The following is a 23478-nucleotide window of genomic DNA, read 5'->3' on the forward strand; positions in this document are numbered from 1 at the left end:
CCACCAACACCTTGGCGAACATCTCCGGGCGACCGGCGGGTGAAGTTTGACGAACGGAATTAATCATTTACCTAAAATTCTTTTGGGCGCTTGCGCGGGTGCAAAGATCGTTTTTTAGTAGCAATGGCCTAAGGGTTTTCTTGAATCCTGAGATTTAATTCAGGTCTGCCAGTCGTACCGTTACCGCCAGCGCGTGGCCTTTCAACTCTTCTGCCTCCGCCATCGTCTCCACGGCAGGCCCTAGCTTACGCAAGCCTTCTTCGGTGAGTTCCTGAAACGTGATTTTCTTCACGAAGCTGTCCAGGCTCACACCCGAGTAGTTGCGTGCGTAACCGTACGTGGGCAGGGTGTGGTTGGTGCCCGACGCATAGTCGCCCACGCTCTCGGGGGTATGATACCCAAGAAATATGGAGCCTGCGTTCTGGATGCCGTGGGCGAAAGCGCGGGCGTCTTCCATACTAAGGATGAGGTGCTCGGGGGCGTAGGCGTTGATGTAGTCCAACTGGTCTTTCCTTTCGGGCAAGATCAAAATCATGGAATTAGCAATACTCGCTCCGGCCATTTCCCTGCGGGGCAGTTCGGCCAGTTGCCGCTCTACCTCAGTTTTCACTTCTTCGGCTTGCTCCTCGTTGTCTACCACGAGGACAACCTGGCTGTCAGCGCCGTGCTCGGCCTGCGCCAGGAGATCGGCGGCAATCCAACTTGCCTTTGCACCTGCGTCCGCGCCCACCAGAACCTCGCTTGGCCCTGCTGGCATATCGATGGCCAGGCCATCGAGTTGCGCCAATTGCTTGGCAACGGTGACGTAAGCATTACCCGGCCCGAACAGTTTGTACACCGCCGGCACTGATTCGGTGCCGTAAGCCATTGCTGCAATCGCCTGCGCGCCACCAACGCGGAAGATTTTAGTTACGCCACAGAGGCTGGCGGCATAGAGAACAGCAGGATGAATCTCGCCCGTTTCCCGGTTGGGCGGCGAGCAAAGCACGACCTCTCCGCAACCCGCAATCGCCGCCGGAGTCGCCAGCATCAAAACAGTACTGAACAATGGCGCAGTGCCGCCGGGGATGTACAGCCCCACCTTTTCGATGCCCCGTGCTTCGCGCCAGCAGGTAACACCCGGCATGGTTTCGATTTCCTCCGGTTTCGTTTGCTGCGCCAGGTGGAAGCGTTCAATATTTTGCTTCGCCAGCGTGATGGCCTTGCGCAATTCCGGCGAGAGCTGATCTGAGGCAGCAGCAATGGTTTCGGCATCCACCGCCAGGTCACCGAGCTCCACTTTGTCGAAACGGGCGGTGAGTTCTCTTAGCGTTGCGTCTCCTCCTTCCTTCACTGACTGCATAATACTACTGACCGAGGCACGAAGATTACTCAGGTCTTTGGCGGGGCGCTGAAGGAGTGATGGCCAGTTGGCGCGGGATGGGTTGTTGTAAATTTTCATCTGTGGCTGGATTGAGGCAATTGTGAAGGTGTGTATCACGAGATGCACGGATTTCCCTCTCCCCCGGCCCCTCTCCCCGGGAGAGGGGAGAAGTGACAGGCGGCAAATTCGTGATAATAGTGCATTTGGTGACACACATTGTGAAGGGGTAAAAATCGGGCCAAAAGCCCTCCATCCCGTACTAGAGGATCATTTTGTCGATAGGAACGATCAGAATCCCCTCTGCACCGTTGGCGCGCAGTTCATCGATAATCTCCCAGAAACGCCCTTCTTCAATTACGGTGTGGACGCTGCTCCAACCGTCTTCGGCAAGCGGAAGAACCGTGGGGGAACGCATACCCGGCAGTAAAGCTGTTACTGCTTTCACTTTGTTGGTCGGGACGTTCATCAGCAGGTATTTTTTGTTGCGGGCTTCCAGAACAGCATTGACGCGGAAGAGCAGTCGGTCCAGAATTGCCCGGCGCTCGTCGTCCATTTTAGGGCTGGCAGCGATGACTGCTTCAGACTTGAGAACGATGTCTTGTTCTTCGAGGCCGTTCTTAAAGAGCGTTGACCCCGTAGAAACGAGGTCGCAGATAGCATCGGCCAGGCCGATATTGGGAGCAATCTCTACCGATCCGCTGATCTCGTGGATGTCGGCTTTGATGTTGTTCCGGTCCAGGAAAAGCTGAAGGCTTACGGGGTAGCTGGTAGCAATGCGTTTGCCGTCGAGGTCTTTTACGCCGTTGTAGGGCATATCCTTCGGGGTCGCCAGCGAGAGGCGACATTTGCTGAAGCCGAGCTTTTTAACCACTTCGACTTCCTTCTTCTTCTCGATGATCGTGTTCTCACCGATGATACCGATGTCGGCCACACCATCCTGAATGTACTGAGGGATGTCTGAATTGCGGAGGTAAAGGACTTCGATGGGGAAGTTGCGCGCGGCGGCTTTGAGCTGGTCACGGCCGTTGTCGATCTTGATGCCGCACTCTTTCAGCAGCTGAATGGATTCATCGAGGAGGCGGCCCTTTTTCTGGACAGCAATGCGAAGTGGAGAAGGAGTACTCATATTGTTATTTTCAAGGGGGCGCGTTCAGCTTTCATTCGTGACATTCAAAACGGTGAATGGAGGCTGAACAAAAAAAATCAGGATATAAATGAAAAAAGGTCCGTTGGCAACTTGCCAACGGACCTTTAAGAAGTAATTCTAAAGAATGTTCAATGTCATTCACACAATTACCGCTCGCCGGTGTGGCAAGAGAAGTCTGCGTGATGATGATGGTTGAAGTTGAACATTACTGTTTATCTGAAATGAAAGAACGGAAACCAGCACTGCCAGTTTCCGTTCTGTTCTTTGGGTGGTGTAGGGCGGAATCGAACCGCCGACACATGGATTTTCAGTCCATTGCTCTACCAACTGAGCTACTGCACCCTATTGAATATGCTCTTGTTGAAAATCAAACCGTGAAATATGATCTGCAACCACAGGCATTCCTGCTAGAGCGACGCAAAGTTACGTTCGTTCAACGGACTTAGGCAAGCATCCGGCAAATTATTTTACACAACAGAGCAATTGAGGTTACTTTCGGGAAGTTCTGAATTTAAGGTTACTCCCTGACTTACTAAGGCTTACCTTGCCGGCGTTACTCAGAAAAGAACCTGAATGTTTTTCTAAAAAACATTCTCTTTCTTCGTTTTCTACTCCCTTAACAAGCAAATTTGCCCGGCTCAACAGCCTGCTGCCGGGCAACTGTCAACCCTCTAACCTCCGCTCTATTGGATCCTGTACGCGCTATTTCGATTTCCGGCCTTTGCCTTTTTTCCATCGGTGCTATTTTGCGCTATACCACCAGCAGTAGTGCCTACGATGTCCTGATGATCATTCCTGTCATTGCTATCGGAGCAGCTCTGGCTCTGGCGCCGCAGCTGCGCTGGCGGTACTGGCTGAAACACGCACCGGACCTTCCCGTAGAGCTGGCTCCACTCCTGGAGCGCTTCGATCTCTACCGCCGGCTGGACCTGGAGGGCAAGAGAGAGTTCCGTCGGCGGACCTTCCTGCTCAAGGAGCGTTTTCACTTTCGGGGTGAGGCGATCGAAGAGATTCCGGCCGATGTAGAAATTATGGTCGCAGCCTCGGCCGCTACTGCAGGCTTTCACCGGGAAGACTTCCTGCTGGGCGATTACGAGACCATCGTTTTTTACCGTCACTTCTTCCCGACCCCGGAGCATGAGGTACTGCACTGTTCGGAACTGTACCCACCGGACGGCGCCATCATCTGGACCTTCGCCGCGTTTCTACGCTCTTGCATAGAGCCAAAAAAGTACCTCCATCTGGGGCTTTACGAATTCGGCCGGGCCATGATGAACCTCGAACCAGAGCTCCGGGCTAAACTGGATGCTTTTGCACTGGATTACCCGTCGATCGCGAAACTTTCCGGCTTCACGGAAGTGAAACTTAAAGAATACATCGGGCTGCCCGAACTCGACCTCACAGCGATCACCCTGGTACTTTACTTTACGCACCGGGAGGAAATGGCTGTGCTCCAGAAGGAGCTTCTGGAGAAAACAGACGCTTTGCTGGTTAAGCCAACAGCGGTTTAGCAAGCGGGGCCGCAGGTGCAAAGCGGGTTTTTCAATTACCCTTCCCTTCACCTGCGACCGCGCCGGAAAAAAGCCACCTGCAGTTGGTACAAAGCAAACAGGCTGCCGCGAAAAAATCGCGACAGCCTGTTTGCTTCAATTAGAATTAGCTTTTTACTTCTGCTGGCGAATATCACCACCTAAAGCTTTGAAAAGCATTCCGGCCGGGATGGTCTGGTTCACCTCCATTCCGTTCAGGATGGCGAGTTCTTCCACCCGTCCCTGCGGAACACCAGCGCTGATGAGTGCCTGCCCCAGAGACTGGCTGCGGGAGTTGGTAACGATCTTAATCGTCTCCGCCTTTTTGTTGAGCTTACTCTGATCGGTAAGGCGTGCGAAAGACGTCAGAGTGTAGTCAATGTCGTTTTGGTAACGGGTGAAGTCTGCTGGCAGTGAAAGGCCTGCGAGCATGTAAACATTTCCTCCGTAGCTGATGAAGCTTGCTTTTACCCGGGTAGACTGTGCAGTTTGGCCCTGCTCGGTAGCCTGCTGGGTGATGTCACCGTAGATCGTAGTGGCGGGGTTACCATTGATCGCGTTCTGGTTGGAAGTAGCAACAACGATCCCCGTTTCTTCAACGAAAGACTGTGCGGCAGCGTTCTGATCGGTGCCTGCGGCCAGTTTCATGATCATTACCGACTTTTGGTCGGAGCTCACCATCTGTACCTGGCTGGGAGAGTTGATGAGTTGCCACTGGCCGGGAACTTTAAACTGAAAGGCCAGTCCGGGGTGGTAGAAAGAGCCACCTTCCACAAAACCCTGTGCTGGGTCTTCGCCGTAAATCATTCCGTCGATGAGACGGAGGTAGCCGTCGCGGTCAACCTCGAACTTTTGTCCGGGCGCGGCAGCCTGAGCTTCTGCGGCAAGCTCACCTACGCGGACCTTGCGGTTGGCCGGGTCGGGGTGAGTACTCTGGAATTCAGGAACGCGGTTCTCCGAACCTCCGGTGAGGCGGTCGAGAGTACCGAAGAAACCGGCCATTTCCTTAGCGTCGTAGCCAATCTGGGTGCTGTATTTAACGCCCAGCTCATCCGACTGGCTCTCGGCATCGCGGCCATACTTCAGAAAGAGCAGCTGCATACTCTGCATCAGTGACTCTCCCTGGCTGGCCAATTCGGGGCTCAGGATCATGCCACCGATAAGGCCGATCTGACCTACGGTTTGGCGGGCTTGCTGTGTTACGGTATGGCGCGCGGTTACGTGGCCGATTTCGTGGCCGAGTACACCGGCAAACTGCGCTTCGTTGTTGAAGTGCGCCATGATACCACGGGTAAAGTAGACAAAGCCGCCGGGAACGGCAAAGGCGTTCACAACGTCGGAGTCGATAAGCGTGAATTTCCACGGCAGGTTAGGCCGCTCAGAAATAGCCGCCATCGCATTGCCCTTTTCCGTCAGGAACTGAGCCAGTTTAGGGTTCTCGTACTTTCCCATTTCTGCAACTACCTGCGGATCGTAAGATTGGCCGAGGGCAATTTCCTTTTCTTCAGACATAAAAGCAAGCTGTCGCTTACCCGTTACCGGGTTCACCTGGCATCCCTGAATCAGGAAAAGAGACATAAAAAGAATAAGCGCCGAGAAGCGGCCATTGAGGTATTTCATACTTGTTGGTTTTTGATTCGTGTCAATAGAAAGCAGGAAACCATCCATTTGTTGGTTGGTTCCCGGAAGCTTTAAACGATCTTATGACCAAATAACAGCTATCTGGTCACTTTTCTTAACGAGTTGGTAAAAGAGGAGTAATCAGACTACAGATTTCATTGCCGGCCTAACGAGCAGATTCAACTGTAGCTCTTCCGTTACCATACCACCTCTGTTTTCTGTATCTCACCTGCTTCGTTCATGCGCCAAAACCGCCCGGCCTAACTCTCCGAAAAACGGCAGACCTATGGTTTCGTACTCGTACATTCCATCATTGAAGACTTTATTTTCGTTGACGTGTATGGTTCCTGCCAGTATAAACTCCCGGCCCGATGCGGTATCAGTGATATACGCCACATCGATCAGAAAGCCGTAGGCCCATCCTACCTTATTATAAATGCGGAGCCCATCGGGGATTCTGGTTGTTTCAGGCTCGTCGCCGTAAATCCAGAACTTCACGTAGTTGTCGGGCTTATCGTAACGGGGTGAATTACTTTCCCGTGGGCGTTGGCCCATAGCACTGAGCAGAAGTTTATGGTCGTGTTCTTTCAGGTTGAAGCGTTGCCCTGCAGGCACGGTTTCCGGCAAAACTACCCGCACAAGAATATCATGCAGATTACGGATGGAGAGGTAGTTTTTGTGGCTAAAATCGAATGGGGAGTTGATCATTTCACCGTTACCGGCGAGGTACCCCGCACCGCGCTGCTGTTTCTTCACGTTGGTCAACGGATCGTAATAACCGTCGTGTCGTTCTCCGATCTGGTAGGGCGTTTCCATACCGTTGACGAAGCGGACCGGGTTCAGCCATGCGTGGGTTTCGGCATCAAAGCCCCCGACACCTACGCGGTGCTGAATTCTTCCGCCCCGAATTCCGGCACGCTGCAATGCGTGGTTCATATAAGTAGGCCCCAGCAATTCAAAAATTCGGTTGTAAGCGTCATTATCGGAGACCAGGAATATTTTACGAATATAGTGTTCGAGGGAAGGGTAACCGGATGCGCTGGTAGTATCTGATGTCGCTGGTGTTTGGGGCGCGGCCGCAGGTGCCGTGCCCGCTCCATGGAAAAGCAGGGTTTGAGGATTCAGGCCTCTGATGCCACGCTCATTAATCCATTGTAAGGCAAGGATGGCTGCAGGCATCTTAACCGTACTGGCCGGATAAAAATATTGTGTTGAATCCGAGCCCCACCAGTGAGTCTTCAGTACTGGCCTGCCATCTTCCTTACGGTCGATCTCAGTGTAGAGCACCTGAATTTCGTACTTATCAGGGTTATTCGCCCAGAGCCCAAAAGTGTCTTTTCCCCGTGCTATGATTTCAGCAAGAGGGTTCTCAGTCGGTTGAGCTAACGCAAAAGACAGAAAACCGGCCCAGGTAATTACAGTTAACAAAATTTTCATGGCTCTAAGATAGCGAACCCTGGGCCTGAAGCACTCACTTACAACCGCTCACGTATATAGTCTGCGCAGCACTGTTGCAGACAACCATTACAAACCAATTTCGTACATTTACCCAAATTTGTTTGAAACAGCAACAAGGTGCCAGAAAACAGCAACAAACCCGCCATTCTCGATCGCTCGGTAGCCCACCTCAAGGGCATCGGCCCGGCCAAGGCCAACCTCTTGGGCGAGGAGTTGCACATTCATACCCTCAACGACCTTCTGCACGCCTATCCTTTCCGGTACGTTGATCGAACTAAGTTCCACCGCATCATTGACATCATCCCGAATGAGGGCTCGGTGCAGGTAAAAGGAGTCCTGAAAATCCTGAGCGTGAAGGGGGAAGGCCGGGCAAAACGCCTGGTAGGCCGCCTGAGAGACGAGTCAGGCGCAGCACTTGAACTCGTCTGGTTTCGTGGCATCAATGTATTGCAGAACATGTTTGTGGTTGGTGAAGAATACATCTGCTACGGCCCGGTGCTCGAATTTAACGGTAAGCTGAGCATCACCCATCCGGAAATGGAACTCGCAAAGCGGGCTCCTGCGGATTCTTCCGTTTTTGAGCCGGTTTACTCCAGCACCGAGAAACTCAACCGTCGGGGTCTCGATCATCGCGGCCGCCGCAAGCTGATCCGCGCCCTGTTTGATGAGCTTAAAGCAGAGGACCTTCCGGAAATCATCCCCAACTACCTGATGAAGGAACTCCGCCTAATGCCCCGCGCAAAGGCGCTCTACACTATTCATCTTCCACCCAATCAGGCACAGTTGGACGGTGCCCGGCGGCGGATGAAATTCGAAGAGTTATTTCTCCTGCAAATGCGCCTGCTCCAGCTTAAAGTGAAACGCGAAGGGCAGGTGGCCGGTTATAAGTTCGAAAGCATCGGCACCATCTTCAATAAATTCTTCAGCACCAAGCTCCCCTTCGAGCTCACCGGAGCGCAGAAGCGGGTGCTGAAAGAAATCCGGGCCGATCTCGGCCGGGGTGTGCAGATGAACCGCCTGCTGCAGGGCGACGTTGGTTCGGGCAAAACGATGGTCGGGCTGATGTCGATGCTCATGGCGCTCGACAACGGATTTCAGGCCTGCATGATGGCACCAACGGAAATCCTGGCCTATCAGCATTACGAAGGCATCTCCGAATACGTCGAAGGACTTGATATTAACGTTGCTTTTCTCTCCGGCAGCATCAAGGGGAAAGCCCGCAAAAAAATCCTGGAAGAACTCATTAACGGCGAGATAGACATTCTGCTCGGCACCCACGCCCTGATCGAGCCCTGGGTGGAATTCAAGAATCTTGGCCTGGCTATTATCGATGAGCAGCACCGCTTCGGTGTAAAGCAACGGGCAAAGTTGTGGGTGAAGAACAAACCCTACCCTCCCCACGTGCTCCTGATGACCGCCACCCCGATTCCCCGGACGCTGGCCATGACCGCTTACGGAGACCTCGACGTTTCTGTCATCGACGAGCTTCCGCCTGGCCGGACGCCCATCCAGACCGTCCACTTTACCGAGCACCGCCGGCAGCGGGTATTCGGCCGTATCCGGGAGGAGATCGCTAAAGGACGGCAGGCCTACATTGTTTATCCGCTCATCGAAGAAAACGAAAAGCTGGACCTCCTCGCGCTTGAAGAGGCTTACGACGAAATGCGGTTCAAGTTTCCTCCACCGGAATATCAGATCAGCATCGTGCACGGCAAGATGAAGCCCGACGTGAAAGACGCCGAGATGCAGCGCTTCAAGCGCGGCGAGACCAACATCATGATGGCGACCACCGTAATTGAGGTTGGTGTAAACGTCCCGAATGCAACCATTATGGTCATCGTTCATACCGAGCGTTTTGGTCTTAGTCAGTTGCACCAATTGCGTGGTCGGGTGGGCCGGGGAGCCGAAGAGTCTTACTGTATCCTGCTCTCCAGCGTAAAATTGAGCCGAGAAAGCAAGGAGCGCATCCGAACTATGGTGGAGACCACCGACGGTTTCAAAATTGCGGAGGCAGACCTTCGGCTGCGTGGCCCGGGCATGCTCGACGGCACCCAGCAATCCGGCGTACTGCAAATGCGCATCGCCGACCTGGCCAACGACGGGCGCATCCTCGCCGTCGCCCGTGACCGGGCGAAGGACATCCTGGAGCGCGACCCGAAACTTGAAGGCCCGGAATTCGCCAACCTGAAAGCTCATATGGACAAGCACATGCTCGGGGTCAAAGGCTGGGGACGGATCAGTTAGGGTGGATGGCCTGCGCGTCGATGGGTTTTGGTGGTGGTGGCGTGTATCACCAAACGCACAACGAAAACGGGGAGGGACAGCCCCCCACGCTACAAGAGGCGGACCTCCGGTCTTAAGCAACACCACCCAAGAAAGGTTGTTTGTGCAATTTGTTGCACAATGGTCCGCTACGGTTTATAGCTAAAGAGATGACTTTACTTCCGTGCGGCCAGTCTTTGCAGGAGCGTAACGGCGTCATATCTCGTCATACATCTTGTCTAGCATGTCTGTTACGCAACCTGAGGCCGCTCATCCCCGCTGTTCACCAGAGGTGAAGGCGACCGGACCATAGCTTTTCCTGAATGCTCTAAGTTCCGTAATTGAAAGCAAAGCACAGAGCTCCGATACTCCGGCCTCGGCCTTGGCACCGGCAGTGGAATCCAGTTTTTGAAGCCGTTTAAAAATGGAAACTGTCTGAGCGTTCTCAAGGCCCAGGACGCAGCTACCCAGATTTCAACGAACCGATGGGTTTAGAAGCAACCTGACCAACGCTAACGCGAGTTTTTCCATTTTAGGCTTCAAGAACTGGATTCCACGATCAGCCGGTGGCACAGCCTTGATTTTTTGGTTCGTTTTTTATCAAGAAAAAATGAACGGGCAAAACGAAAAGAAACGAAGTCTTTTGGGAGGAAACAATCACTCCGCGTTCCCGCCCGTCTCACCTTGCCTGCCGGCGGCCTTCTTTGTCGGGGCAAAGAAGCAAACCCCTCAGGCTGTGTCTCCGGCTAATCACTAATCCGGTCACTGCTGGCCTAAAAAGCAAAAACTCGCCATCAAACTTGTCTTTCGAAGCTTTGGAACCGTCGGATTTAATAGCCTTTCGGAAATGCAGCCACTCCGTTTTGGCTCATACAGTTTGCTTTTTTTAACGGCCATCAGCAACCGAATCAGTGGCCGGAGCCAAGGCCGAAGTAACTTCGCAATGAAAATAGTCGAAAGTGTCGGCGGAGGAGTCTCACTCCGATTAAACCTCGTACGTGCCAATTACGCGACCAGAGGCCGCTCACCCCCGCTGTTCACCGGAGATGAAGGCGGCCGGACCATAGCTTTTCCTGGGTACACACCTAAAATGTAAGCAGTGATGAGGGGGGTAAAGATGTAGAGCGCCAGAGACACCTAAAATTGTAGCGGACCATTGTGATACACACAGTGCAGTGCCCCGACAACGGGCATAAACCAAAATGATTACCTTACCGTTAACTTAGCCAAGATCAAACTAATATGAACCAGAAAAAATATATGACCCTCGGCATCGTGGGTTTCTTCCTCCTCATCGCCATCATCATGTTCAGCAACGCTACATTCCTGACAATAGAAGCGGGAGAACGAGGAGTCCTGTTTCGAACTTTTGGTGATGGTCTCGATAAAAGCAATATCTACCAGCCAGGGTTCCACATGGTTGCTCCCTGGAATACAATGTATGTGTATGACGTCCGCGAAGCCCAATTGGAAGAAGAGATGGAAGTACTTTCCAGCAACGGCCTGAACATTAAGGTAGACGTGACCGCCCGGATCCGGCCTAATTACGGCCAGATCGGAGACATCCATGAGACGTTCGGAAGAGAATATATGGACCGTCTCGTTCGTCCGGAGGTACGCTCTGCTGTGCGGCAGGTGATTGGCAAGTTCACGCCGGAGGAACTCTACTCTACCAAGCGCGATGAGGTGCAAACACTCATCACCGAGGAACTAACCAATGTTTTGGCCAAGAACTACATTGACCTGCGGGCCATCCTGATCCGCGACATCGAGCTGCCCGAAAAGGTTCGGACCGCCATCGAAGAGAAACTGGAGGCAGAGCAGGGCTCACTCAAGTACGAATACATCCTCACCCGCGAAAAGCAGGAAGCAGAGCGGCGCCTCATCGAGGCGCAGGCCAAAGCTGATGCCAACCGAATCCTGTCCGCCAGTCTATCCGACAAGATTCTGCAGGATAAAGGCATCGAGGCTACCCTCGAGCTTTCCAAGTCGCCCAACAGCAAAGTAATCGTTGTGGGTGGCAGCGACAACGGAGGCCTGCCCCTCATCCTCGGCGGAGGCAACTAATCTGTTCTTCGGCATGTATGCTGAATGAAACGTGGCCTCTAATAATTTCCTGAGGCGACTTAAGTAGAGTGTAAGGCTTAACCGCTTTGCACTCTACTTTTTTGTTACCACAGCAATACCGGAGAAAGCGGGACACATTGAATTCTTTCAGTAGGTCCGGCTTCAGCCGGAGGCTAAATTGGCCTCCCGCTGAAGCCGGGCCTACCCTATTTGACATTTGATGTCTCTACTTTGCCACGAGTTAAAGCCCCGTCGCAAAACTCATCCGGAGACCGTACATTACAGCATGATCCACCGCTATATCTTTCTTTGCTCCTTCATCCTTTTCCTTGCATCCTGCGGCCCCGCCCAAGAGAATAAAGGGGAAGAGAGTACAGGTACTTTGCACCTTGAACAAACGACAGATTACCTCCGCATCATGAACGGCGACCAACCCGTGCTGAACTACTGGCTGACGCCGCAGTTGCCCGACGGGCTGCCCGAACATTACACCCGCAGCGGGTTCATTCACCCGATTCACAGCCCATCCGGTCAGGTTGTTAGCGACGGCTTCCCCGCAGGCTACGCCCACCAGAATGGTTTTTTCAGTGCCTGGACGAACACGACCTTCCGGGACAGCTTCGTCGATTTCTGGAACACGCATAAAGAGTTAGCGACATTGAGGAACCAGGAAATTGTTGAAACCGTCAAGGAGGACGGCATCATTGGCTTCAAGGCAAGGATCGACCACCTGAGCAACGCCCACGGGCTCATACTCGCCGAAGAACTTACCGTTCGTGTTCACGACCGGGACGACGTTTTCGTCTGGGATGTCCGCAGTGAGCAGACCAACATTACGGAAGACACCCTCATCCTGAACAAGCACCTTTACGGCGGCCTTGGCGTCCGGGGCAGCAAATACTGGAACGCGAAGGACACCACCAACTTTATGGGCCTCGCCGATTTCCTGACCAGCGACGGCCTCACCCGCGACTCCGCCAACCATACCCACCCGGAGTGGACCGCTATTTACGGCGACCTGCCCGGCGGCAAAGCAGGAATGGCAGTGATTCCCCATCCCGAAAATTTCCGCTGGCCGGTGGGTGTACGGGTACACCCGGACCTACCCTACTTTTCGGTATCGCCAATCACGGAAAAAGCAGCTTTCATCGCGCCGGGACAGACTTACCTCGCCCGCTACCGCGTCGTGGTTTTTGACGGCGAGGTGCCGGTTGATTTGTTGAGTAGCTTTTGAACTGCGGGCTATTCGGAGATAGCCTGAAGGCTGTTGAACACAATTACTGGCCGTACCAGGTGGCAAAATCTTTAGCGAAGTAACTAATGATCACGCTCGCTCCGGCGCGGCGGATGGAAAGCAGTGCTTCGCTGGCGGCCGTTTGGTAATCCAGCCAGCCGCGCTCAGCGGCGGCGAGGAGCATGGCGCATTCGCCGGAAACGTGGTAAGCTGCGATGGGGAGATGGTGCTCGTTGGTCAGCTCGCGGATGATATCCAGGTAATTGATGGCGGGCTTCACCATCAGGTAATCGGCGCCTTCGGCGGCGTCCAGCGCGGCTTCGCGGAGGGCCTCCTTACGGTTGGCCGGGTCCATCTGGTAGGTTTTTTTGTCGGTAGGTACGTCTTCGAGCTGGCGGGGAGCAGAGTCGAGCGCATCGCGGAAAGGGCCGTAGAAGGCGCTGGCGTATTTGGCGCAATAGCTCATGATGGAGGTATCGGTGAAGCCTTCCTTATCGAGCGCGCGACGGATGGATTCGATGCGGCCGTCCATCATTTCGCTGGGTCCGATGACGTCGAAGCCAGCACGTGCCTGGGCGACGGCCATAGCGTCGACCAGGGGCAGGGTTTGGTCATTATCGATTTTGCCGTTCACCACCAAACCGTCGTGGCCGTCGGTGCTGTAAGGATCGAGCGCTACATCGGAGATGAGGCAGATATCGGGGTATTCCGTTTTCAGGCGGGTGGCGGCGTGGAGGTAGAAATTCTCCTCGCTGGTGGCGTAGGTGCCGGTTTTGTCTTTGTGCTCTTCGGGTACAGCGGGGAACATAATGAAGCTGTAAATGCCCAACTTCCGGCACTCACCTACTTCCCGCACAACCTCTTCGATACCGAGGCGAAAGGTTCCCGGCAGGCTCACGATCGGCAGGCGTGCGTTGGGCTCGGGCATCAGAAAAATGGGCTGTACAAGATGGCCTGGGGTAAGTTCGGTCTCGCGAATCTGAGCGCGAATGGCGGCGGATTGGCGGTTGCGGCGGGGGCGACTTAGCATAGTCTTTAGGTCTGTTGGTTCATTAGTTTTTGCGGGTGTTGAGAAAACACAGCGCAGAGGAAAAACTCCAGAAACGCAAAGGTAGAAGCTTACCTGATTGGCTTCGTCATTGTTTTGGCATTTTGGTGCACCTTCTGTACAGGCAAGTCTGGCGCGGGCGCGGGTGCAAAGCAGGTTGAAGGGGGCAGGCCTGAGTTGGCACAAGTTGGTTCAGTCTCGTATTACCTCTGCCAAGAGCACGTATAACCACGTATAAACATACGTGTTTATACGCGTTTTTTGCACATTAGATGGTAAAAACGGCGATAAACAGGTGACAAGTAAGCCCAGTTAATTATACTTGTGTCATGAAAAAACTCCTACTCTCTCTCCTGGCAATGATGACCTGTTTTACTTTATCCGCTCAGATAGAACTATCTGGTGGCTGTTTTTCGGGTACAATTGTTCTGACCGAGGACGCTGCTCCAATCAACGGAAAACCGGCCTTTGCTGGCTCTGGCACCTACGATGGTTATTTCTATGCCCTCATTCAGATCTATTGGGATCCCGCCCCCTACAATGAGTGGGTCGTAGTAGGTGACGGAGGTGCATTCCTGTATGTTATTGCGGAAGACACAACGTATCCACCTTCCTCGTCACTTGCTGCCTGGTCCCATTCCGGCGATTGCCCGTCTAACGCCGCACTGACGGTAGGCGGAGCAAGTGCCTTACCGGTCAACTGGCTTTCCTTCAACGGCCGGGCCGTAGAAAAAAAATCTGTTCTGCTGGAATGGCAGACCTCTTCTGAAGATCAGAACGCTGGCTTTTCGGTCCAACGTCTTGTTGGTGGAAACGATTGGGAGACGATAGGCTACGTAGAGACCCTTGGCAATGGCTACTCCGTCAACAGTTACGAATTCAAAGACATTTCTCCCCGCAGCGGAGAAAATACTTACCGTCTCCGCCAGGAAGATCTGACGGGTTACTATTCATTCTCCAGCATTGTAAACATTGGGTTTTACTACCTCGCCGAGGGCTTGTACGCCTACCCTAACCCGACGGTCCAATCCTTCACTTTGCAGGGCCCGACAGAAGCGGGCGACGTCACCCTGTTTTCCACTGCCGGCCAGGTCTTACAGCAACACCTCTCTTACACCCCCGGAAGCGCTATCTCCGTCACAGAACTTCCCGCCGGGACCTACTTCGTGCGTTTCCAGAACAAAGAAACGCAACTCACAACCCGGATTTCCACTACCAAATAACAACAACGGGGCTATTCCCGCAAACCCATAAACAGACAACAATGGAACCATTTATCGGACAAGTCATATACTTCGCAGGAAACTTCGCTCCCCGTGGCTGGGCGCTGTGCGAAGGACAGCTTCTCGCAATAAACAGCAACTCTGCCCTTTTCTCTATCCTCGGAACGACGTACGGAGGAGACGGACGGACAAGTTTCGGACTGCCGGACCTGAGAGGCCGCGCTCCGGTGACTCCGGGAAGTGGTCCTGGGCTTACTTCTTTGAGCTTAGGCCAGAAAGGAGGTGCCGAACAAGCTCACCTCAACATAAACAACCTGCCCAGCCACAATCACTCCCTTAACCTGAAAGCCAGTGCCGACCCCGGTACTGTTACCAGTCCGGCAGACAGCTACTTAGCCGAATCTGGCCGGGGTGACAACGACTTCACCCCTGGTGCTTCGAACCTGGTCAACCTTCAGGGTGGTGGGATGACAACATATACCGGAAACTCGGCACCATTCAACATTCGCGACCCGTTTCTGGCGGTCAACGCAATCATCGCACTTCAGGGAGTCTACCCTTCCCGTAACTAATTCGCGGTCTTAACCCCCTGCTCTTACCTGCTGGAAACTGTCGTAGAATGCTACATGTCCCCCGGGTTCCAAAGCGGAAGAAACCAGGGAGCACAACCATCTCTTCAGCCAAAACAGCAATTATGCTACCGGGTGTCTTGGCTTTACCTCTGTTCCGGCTCCGGCTGGTGATTAAGAGTGAGAATTCAAGAACCGGTAGCATATTCAACAATACCAAACATGGACCCATTCTTAGGCCAGATTATCTTCTTCGCTGGCAACTTCGCCCCCCGTGGCTGGGCGTTTTGCCATGGCCAATTGTTACCCATCGCTTCAAACCAAGCCCTTTTTGCCATTCTCGGTACTATATACGGAGGAGATGGACGGACAACTTTTGCCCTGCCCGACCTGAGAGGCCGCGCTCCGGTGTCTGAAGGCACCGGCCCGGGGCTTAGCTCCATCAGCATCGGCCAAAAAGGAGGCACAGAACAAGTTACTCTCAACGTTACCAACCTGCCCAGCCACAACCACTCAATCATCCTGAAAGCCAGTGGAGACCCTGGTACGACTACCAGCCCTGCTGATAGTTACCTGGCAGAGTCGGGCCGTGGCGACAACGACTTCACCCCCAGCGGTGCGAACCTGGTGAACCTTCAAGGTGGTGGCATGACCACAAATACCGGTGGCTCACAACCAGTTTACACCCGTGCACCATACCTTGCGATCAACTCAATCATCGCCCTCCAGGGAACCTTTCCATCCAGAAACTAAGCATTATGGTAGCAAGTAGAAAAAGATTTTTAAAAACGCTGGGTGGCGTAGGCATGGGAATCATGGCCGGGCCGTTGTTAGCGAATCAGGGGCAGGCTTTCAGCTCCTCTCCGAGCAGCGTTTTGAACCTTTCTTCCTGGGAAGAGAAACACATCTCATCCTTCTGTAGCCAGTTGCGTAATGCAGATTTTCCACTTCCGGAGAGTGCAGTCAACGGCTTCCGTCCGGTTCGCATCATCAAACGTAAAACCAGCCTCAGGGAATACCATTTCGAGTACATCGCAGAAAATGGCAACCGAATGGTGATGGGCTGCGCAAAGGGAAGAATGTTTACCAAGTCGCTCAGCAACGCCTGATCTACCTGAACCTGCTCAGCAGGTTTGCCCGCCAGCGGCACTTGTCTGGCATCACCGAACGAACTGTTTGCTCCTGAAAAGAGAGCAGTTTAAAAATCAGCAATTAACCTTAGGGTCAGCAATGACTCAGGCGGTTAATTGCTTTTTGCGTTTATATATATCCCTCTTTAAACATACACCAGAATATAAAGCAGGTCGTGGCCGGCAACCTCCAAATCCTACAACTGTCGTATATTCCCGTTCCCAAAGCACTAACCAAATATTCATGAGACTACATCATATACCCCTCCTTGCTCTTTTAGCCTTTCTTGGCACCTGCGTCCCCGCCCAAATCGGTGCCCAGATCGACCTGAAATACTGGGAGGCTCTTTCACCCCGCAACATCGGCCCTGCGGGCATGTCTGGCCGGGTAACGGCCATTGACGTAAACCCGACCGACCGCGACCACATCTACGTCGGCACCGCCTCCGGCGGTGTCTGGATGAGCCGCAACGGTGGCATCAGCTTCGAACCCATCTTCGACGACCAGAAGTACCTCGGCATCGGTGCCGTTGCCGTTTCCGATGCCAACCCCAACGTGATTTGGGTAGGAACCGGCGAAGGGAACCCGCGTAACTCGGCTAACTACGGCGGTGGCATTTACAAAAGCCTCGACGGTGGAAAAACCTGGAAAATGATGGGCCTGGAAGCTACCCGTCACATCCACCGCGTAATCGTACACCCTACCAACCCCGACGTGGTTTACGTTGGCGCAATGGGCAACATGTGGTACCCCAACGAGGAACGCGGTGTGTTCCGCACAAAAGACGGCGGTAAAACCTGGGAGAAAATCCTTTACGTCGATGACGGTACCGGCATCGCCGATATGATCATCGACCCCAGCAACCCGAACAAGATCATTGCAGCAACGTGGACGTTTGACCGCGACCCCGATTACTTCAACTCCGGCGGCCCCGGCTCCGGCATCTGGATCACACACGACGGCGGCGACAGCTGGGAGCGTAAAACTGCCAAGCACGGACTGCCGAAAGGAGATCTCGGTCGCATCGGTCTTACCATCGGCACCAACAAACCCAACATCCTGTACGCCCTCGTGGAAGCCAAAGAAAACGGCCTCTACAAATCCACTGACGGCGGTGCGAACTGGAAACTGGTCAGCACCAAAAACATCGGTGGCCGTCCTTTCTACTACGCAGAACTGTACGTAGACCCGCAGAACGAGAACCGGATCTACAACGTCCATACCTACATCGACAAATCTGAAGACGGCGGCAAATCCTTCCGTCAGATTGCCGGTTACGGCAACGGCGTTCACCCCGATCACCACGCCTTCTGGATCGACCCCAACGACCCCGAATACATCATTGACGGCAACGACGGTGGCCTCAACATCAGCCACGACGGCGGAGACACCTGGCGCTTCGCCGCCAACCTGCCACTGGCCCAGCTCTACCACATCAACTACGACATGAGCTTCCCCTACCTCGTTGGTGGAGGCATGCAGGACAACGGCTCGTGGGTAGGCCCCAGCCAGGGACTTAAATCAGGCGGCATCACCGATTCCGACTGGCAGGAAGTCTACTTCGGTGATGGGTTCGACCTGATCTTCAAGCCCGGCAGCAAAAAAATGGTCTACGCCGCCAGCCAGGGCGGAGCCCTGGGCCGCGTGAACCGCGAAACCGGCAAAACCATCGGCATCAAGCCTGTTCACCCCGACGGGACCTTCCTGCGCTTCAACTGGAACGCACCGATTGCACAGAGTACCGAGAGCGACTGTACCATCTACATGGGCAGCCAGTTCGTACACAAATCCACCGACTGTGGCGACAACTGGACCATCATCAGCCCCGACCTGACCACCAACGACAGCCTCCGCCAACGGTCCATGATCTCCGGAGGTCTCACCATCGATGCTACCCAGGCGGAAAACCACACGACCCTGCTCGCCATCGTACCGACCAAGAGCAACACGCCCGAAGGGCGTGGCCTGTGGGTAAGCTCCGACGATGGAAAACTGCACTTCAGCCCCAACGACGGGGGAACCTGGAACGACCTCTCCAAAAATCTGCCTGGCATGAAAGAAGGTGCCTGGATTCCTTACGTAGAAGCATCAGAACACAACCCTGCGGAAGCATGGGTCATCGTCAACGATTTCCGGAGAGGAGACACTAAGCCTTACGTTTACCACACTACGGATTATGGACAAACATTCCGCCAGATCATCAAATCCGACGGAGCCGTTGTTGGTCATACCCTCGCCATCGTTCAGGATCCTGTCGAGCCAAACCTGCTCTTTCTGGGCACCGATCAGGGGCTGTTCATCAGCTTCGACAAAGGAGCCAAATGGACACATTACGATCAGAACTACCCGCACGTTTCTACCCGCGACATGAAGATTCACCCGCGTGAGCACGACCTCATCATCGGTACTTTCGGGCGTGCAGTCTGGATTATGGACGACATCCGTCCGCTACGCGAGATCGCTAAGCAGGGTACGAAGATGCTGAAAGACACCTTCGCCGTTTTCCCCGCGCCGGATGCGTACCAGTGGGAGACCCGCTCTTACCAGGGTGTGCGTTTCTACGCGCAGGGACAGTTTCAGGGGCAGGACCGCCGCCGTGGCGCTATGCTCACCTACTGGGTACTGCCCGAGGAAGGCAAAAAAGGCGGCAAAGGGAAAGGCATGAAAGCCGACGCTACTAAGGAAGAAATGGCTGGCAAAGGCAAGCGCAAAAAAGGCAAGAAGGGCGAGGCCGCTGGTGCAATGGAAGTTGAAAAAGAGCAGGGCCCGGATGTAAGTCGTCTGCTCCGCTACTCCGTTACCGAAGACCCTGCGGAAGCCGAAATGCTTACTGCCGACGACAAGGACCCCAACGCGCCAATGCGCAACAAAAAGAAGATGACCATCCAGGTGGTTGATGTTCAGTCGGGCGACACGATCCGGACCTACAAAACAACGCCCAAGTACGGTATGAACCGCACCAGTTGGAACATGCGCCGCGACGGGATCTCCTTCCCCAGCCGCCGCGCTCCCCGCCCCGATGCCGGTACCCCGAGCGGAGCTCAGGTCCCTCCTGGCGTTTATGAAGTCGTGATGACCTTCAATGGCCACGTAGGCAAAACCATGCTGACCATCCATCCCGATCCGCGCGAAGAGCCCGTCCCCAACGCTTTTGCTGCCCGCGAAGAACTCACCGCCAAGTACGACACCACCGTCGTCCACCTCACCACTGCCTGGGACGACCTGCAGGCGGCCGGCAAGTCGCTTACCCGCGTACAGGGCCTCCTGAAGGATGCTCCCGAAGCGGTGAAAGATTCTCTTAGCGCCGACATCAAGGACCTCAAAAAGGAGATTGCACGGATCGAGGAAATCTACACCGAAAAAGAGGGGCTGAAGGGCATCCAGCGTAACCCGACCAACCTGCAGGCACAGATGTTCACCGCCCGGCGGTACATCGGCCAGGTAGAAGGCAAGGCCTCGCAGATGGCAACCGTTACTCTCAGTCAGTTCCAGGAAGGAGCAGAAGACTTCATCAAGGAAGTTGAAGGCTTCATCAGCGGCGACTTCTCTGCCTTCCGGCGGGAGGTTGAGGCGGCGGACTTGTCGTTATTTGGGAAGTTGTAGCGGTTGAGACGCTGTGCGTCGAACTGGCGCCAGTTCGACGCACAGCGTCTCAACCATTATAACTCTGCCATACGCTCTTTAACCCACTTCAGGTTATTCTCGAATTCTTTATAGTCAGGAAATTGCTGATTCAGTTCGAACCACAATTTTTCTGCTGCTTTATAGTATCTCATTTGGCTTTCCTTATCTTCTGTGACGCTGGCCAACATAGTACAGAAGGCTACCAGCTTCTTTTGTGGTCATCGTTGACTAGCTTCAACCCAGAGCAATTGCAAATTCGTGAGTTTTATTTTTGATAGTCCTGAAGGGACTTTGCTCAATACAGGCGGCAACTTCAGTTGTCGCAAGGCAGAGAGGACTTTGCCATTTCACCGTCCCCTCAACCTCCCCTGCACCCGCGCCCCCGCAAAAAACACCTAAATTGCTGCTTCAATCAAGCCAACCGATCTGAGGCACCGCCATTCACATATAGCCCTGTTGTTTATTTTCCAGCTGCTGTACGGCGTAGGCACGCTTTATTCTCAACCGGAGGAAACGCCTGGTTTTTCATTGCCGAAGATTGTTTCCTTTCCCCGGGCCGAGTACAGCGGCGAAGGGCAGATTTGGGACATCGCCACCGACGAAAAAGGGATAATGTACCTGGCCAACGCAAGCGGTGTCCTGCGTTATGACGGAGCCATATGGACAGAGCTCTACCTTCCCGGCGGGCCGACCGTTCGAGCCTTAGCTGCCGTTGGTGACCGGCTTTACGCCGGAGGCTACGGAGAATTCGGTTACTTTCAAATTGCAGGAGACGAGCCTTCCGCCTGGGTTTCTTTGTCTGCTTCTCTAAAATCGCCAGACCGGGAAGAAGAGATCTGGAACATTGAAGTTCTGGAAACCGGCGAAGTCGTTTTTCAATCTTTCGGCCGTTTATTCGTGTATGACGGAACGCAGACGACCACTGTTGTTCCTCCGGGAGTAATGATGTTCGCCGTAGCTGCCGGCCCTGATTTGCTCGTACCAGTAACCGGGCGGGGAGTATTCAGCTGGAGAGTTGCGGAGGGGTTCAGGCTATTGCCCGGCAGTGCAGCACTCGGCGATCGCGAAGTGGTAAGTATAATCCCCGCCCCAGACCAGTTGATCCTGGGCACTGCAGATTCGGTACTGGGATTTAAAGACGGGCAACTGACCTCGTGGGACCACCGGTTGAACGAACAGCTTGCCGGTACAAAAATAAACCGTCTCGCGCTGCTGCAAGACAGTTCGCTGGCCGTTGGCACCATCGGCGGAGGGTTGATTCTTTTTGGTCCCAGCCAGGGCAAAACGCTGTTTCTCGACGAGGCCTCCGGGCTGAGGAATAACACCATTCTGGCGCTGAACGAAAGCAAAAACGGCAACTTATGGCTGGGGCTGGACCGCGGCCTCGACCTGATGGTCCGTTCGTCGCACGTCAGTTTCGTTACCGGTAAAAGCCGCCCGCCGGGTACTGTTTACACGGCTGCTTATTATGATGGGAAAGCCTACTTTGGCACCAACCAGGGTTTGTATCTCCAACAGGAAACCGCTACCGGTTTTACGTACACCCTGGTGCCCGGCACCTCAGGTCAGGTGTGGGAACTCCGGGAGACCGACGTGGGATTACTGTGCGGACACAACGACGGCACCTTTCTTGTCCGGAATAACGTTGCCCGTAAAATATCTGCCCGTTCGGGAGGTTGGATGACTGTGCCCGTTCCGGGCAGTCCGGAGAAGTTGCTTCAGGCAACCTATACCGGCCTGCAACTACTGGAATGGGCGGGCGAAGATGTTTTGGTGAGTGGAATTGCCGGGCTCTCGGCGCCCATTCGCCAGCTGGAGTGGGTCGATCAACACCGACTGCTGGCCCTGCACAGTTCTCAGGGCGCTTTCCTGCTCACCATGAGTGATGATGCCCGGCAAATTGAGAAAATAGACACCCTTACCGACGACATCCTCAGTAAGACCAGCTCCCTACGCACCTCCGAAGGTATCCTGCTGCAAAGCGCCCAGGGCCGCCGCCTCTTTCGGAACGACTCATTGCTCGCCTTCGAAGCCGTGCACAATGTGCCGCTTATGCCGGGAGAGTACTTTATCGGCGGTCAGGATGATGCTCCCTGGTTCATTGCCGGGGCCGACCGGGTGAAGATTTACCGGAAAGAAAAAATGGTCGCGGAGCTACCTATGCGATTGCGCTTCCCTTACCCCGGAATCATTCCATGGACGGACGGCCAACGTCTTTTCCTGCTGGACGAAGGCTACGCTACGGTAAAGCCAGGCTCCGAGACGACCGATGCTCCTCCCATGATCCTGCGGGCGTCTCTGCGTTCAGGCGCAAAGTGGAGGCCCTTCAGCGATAAAGCTACCCGCCCCAGGATAGCATTCAGAAACAACGACCTGCGGTTCTCCGCAGCCTTGCCGGTATTTGACCGAACGACCAGCTACCGCAGTCGCCTTAACGGATACGCAAACGAGTGGTCGGCCTGGTCAAAATCCGGTGAGCGCGGATTTACGAACCTCCCCGAAGGAGACTACTTATTCGAGGTAGAAGCCAATTGGTTCGGGAAGCGTGAGACTCTCGCTTTTACCATCCTCCCACCCTGGTATCGTTCGCGCCTGGCTTACGTACTCTACGCACTGGCACTCTGTGTTGCACTTTGGGTGTTGTACCAACTCCATTTGCAGCGGCTGCGCAACCAGGCACGCCGGATGGAAGTGATTCGTCAGCGCGAAGTCCAGCGCGAGCGAATCGTTGCCCGCAACCGGGAACTGAACGCAAACCTGAAACGAAAAAGCAGGGAGCTGGCCAACACCACCCTGACGCTGGCCAAGAAGAACGAAATGCTCCTCGCCCTCAAGGAAGAACTGGCGAAAGGCAAGCGCAACCCCTCCGGCACGATTGACCACCGGAAAGTAGACAAACTCATTGACCGGAACCTCAACAACGAGGAAGACTGGTCTATTTTTGAATCGCACTTCAACGAAGTGCACGAAGCATTCCTCAAGCGGTTGCGGAAGCGACACCCGGAATTAACAGCAGGCGACCTCAAACTGGCCGCCTACCTGCGCATGGACCTGAGCTCGAAGGAAATTGCTCCGCTACTGCACATCTCTTTGCGTGGCGTGGAGAATAAAAGGTACCGCCTGCGCAAAAAAATCGGCCTGGAAAGCGGAGACGACCTAAACCGATATTTATTGGAATTTTAGCGGAAGCACCAAACAATTGT

At 54.2% G+C, this 23478-nt stretch carries 15 protein-coding genes and 1 tRNA gene; 10 read left to right on the plus strand and 6 right to left on the minus strand.

Going from position 1 to position 23478, the window contains the following annotated elements; genetic code table 11:
- Positions 1-154: 154 nt before the first annotated feature.
- From hisD to FUA23_RS08335, 3 genes are all read right to left on the minus strand, one after another.
- On the minus strand, positions 155-1441 hold the full coding sequence (gene hisD / locus FUA23_RS08325; RefSeq protein WP_147930274.1) for a histidinol dehydrogenase: 1287 nt from the start codon (positions 1439-1441) through the stop codon (positions 155-157).
- Between the two features lie 181 nt (positions 1442-1622).
- Complete coding sequence (gene hisG, locus FUA23_RS08330; protein WP_147930275.1) at positions 1623-2489, minus strand: ATP phosphoribosyltransferase; 867 nt, start codon at positions 2487-2489, stop codon at positions 1623-1625.
- Between the two features lie 290 nt (positions 2490-2779).
- Positions 2780-2852, minus strand: a tRNA-Phe gene (locus FUA23_RS08335).
- A gap of 344 nt (positions 2853-3196) precedes the next feature.
- Between FUA23_RS08335 and FUA23_RS08340 the strand changes: the two genes are divergently transcribed.
- Positions 3197-4021, plus strand: a complete 825-nt coding sequence (locus FUA23_RS08340; protein ID WP_147930276.1) for a hypothetical protein — start codon at positions 3197-3199, stop codon at positions 4019-4021.
- Positions 4022-4174: 153 nt separating this feature from the next.
- On the opposite strand, the gene FUA23_RS08345 is transcribed toward FUA23_RS08340, so the two are convergent.
- Both FUA23_RS08345 and FUA23_RS08350 read right to left on the minus strand, forming a co-directional pair.
- Positions 4175-5659 (minus strand): M48 family metalloprotease, encoded by a 1485-nt coding sequence (locus FUA23_RS08345; protein WP_246144097.1) that lies wholly within the window; start codon positions 5657-5659, stop codon positions 4175-4177.
- 225 nt (positions 5660-5884) lie between these two features.
- Positions 5885-7096 (minus strand): serine hydrolase, encoded by a 1212-nt coding sequence (locus FUA23_RS08350; protein WP_147930277.1) that lies wholly within the window; start codon positions 7094-7096, stop codon positions 5885-5887.
- Positions 7097-7234: 138 nt separating this feature from the next.
- On the opposite strand from FUA23_RS08350, the gene recG reads away from it, so the two are divergent.
- From recG to FUA23_RS08365, 3 genes are all read left to right on the plus strand, one after another.
- On the plus strand, positions 7235-9361 hold the full coding sequence (recG, locus tag FUA23_RS08355) for an ATP-dependent DNA helicase RecG (protein WP_147930278.1): 2127 nt from the start codon (positions 7235-7237) through the stop codon (positions 9359-9361).
- Positions 9362-10621: 1260 nt separating this feature from the next.
- Positions 10622-11446: a prohibitin family protein gene (locus tag FUA23_RS08360; protein WP_147930279.1), complete on the plus strand. Its 825-nt coding sequence runs from the start codon at positions 10622-10624 to the stop codon at positions 11444-11446.
- A 286-nt stretch (positions 11447-11732) separates the two neighbouring features.
- Complete coding sequence (locus tag FUA23_RS08365) at positions 11733-12680, plus strand: DUF6807 domain-containing protein (protein ID WP_187270939.1); 948 nt, start codon at positions 11733-11735, stop codon at positions 12678-12680.
- Positions 12681-12723: 43 nt separating this feature from the next.
- Here FUA23_RS08365 and hemB read toward each other — a convergent pair whose 3' ends face one another.
- Positions 12724-13710: a porphobilinogen synthase gene (gene hemB / locus FUA23_RS08370; RefSeq protein WP_147930281.1), complete on the minus strand. Its 987-nt coding sequence runs from the start codon at positions 13708-13710 to the stop codon at positions 12724-12726.
- Positions 13711-14057: 347 nt separating this feature from the next.
- On the opposite strand from hemB, the gene FUA23_RS08375 reads away from it, so the two are divergent.
- The 6 genes from FUA23_RS08375 (at position 14058) to FUA23_RS08400 (ending at position 23458) form a co-directional block, all read left to right on the plus strand.
- Positions 14058-14951 carry a T9SS type A sorting domain-containing protein gene (locus FUA23_RS08375; protein ID WP_147930282.1) on the plus strand — a complete coding sequence of 298 codons (894 nt, stop codon included), beginning with the start codon at positions 14058-14060 and terminating at the stop codon, positions 14949-14951.
- Between the two features lie 41 nt (positions 14952-14992).
- The gene (locus FUA23_RS08380) at positions 14993-15523 is read left to right on the plus strand and encodes a phage tail protein (protein ID WP_147930283.1); all 531 of its coding nucleotides are present in this window, start codon (positions 14993-14995) and stop codon (positions 15521-15523) included.
- A 219-nt stretch (positions 15524-15742) separates the two neighbouring features.
- Entirely contained in the window at positions 15743-16273 is a 531-nt protein-coding gene (locus FUA23_RS08385; RefSeq protein WP_147930284.1) for a phage tail protein, read from the plus strand.
- A 5-nt stretch (positions 16274-16278) separates the two neighbouring features.
- The gene (locus FUA23_RS08390; RefSeq protein WP_147930285.1) at positions 16279-16629 is read left to right on the plus strand and encodes a hypothetical protein; all 351 of its coding nucleotides are present in this window, start codon (positions 16279-16281) and stop codon (positions 16627-16629) included.
- Between the two features lie 265 nt (positions 16630-16894).
- Complete coding sequence (locus FUA23_RS08395) at positions 16895-20254, plus strand: WD40/YVTN/BNR-like repeat-containing protein (protein WP_246144098.1); 3360 nt, start codon at positions 16895-16897, stop codon at positions 20252-20254.
- Between the two features lie 477 nt (positions 20255-20731).
- Entirely contained in the window at positions 20732-23458 is a 2727-nt protein-coding gene (locus FUA23_RS08400; protein WP_147930286.1) for a hypothetical protein, read from the plus strand.
- Positions 23459-23478 lie beyond the last annotated feature (20 nt).

Origin of the sequence: Neolewinella aurantiaca, from assembly GCF_008014675.1 — a bacterium.
GTDB classification, from domain to species: Bacteria; Bacteroidota; Bacteroidia; order Chitinophagales; family Saprospiraceae; genus Neolewinella; species Neolewinella aurantiaca.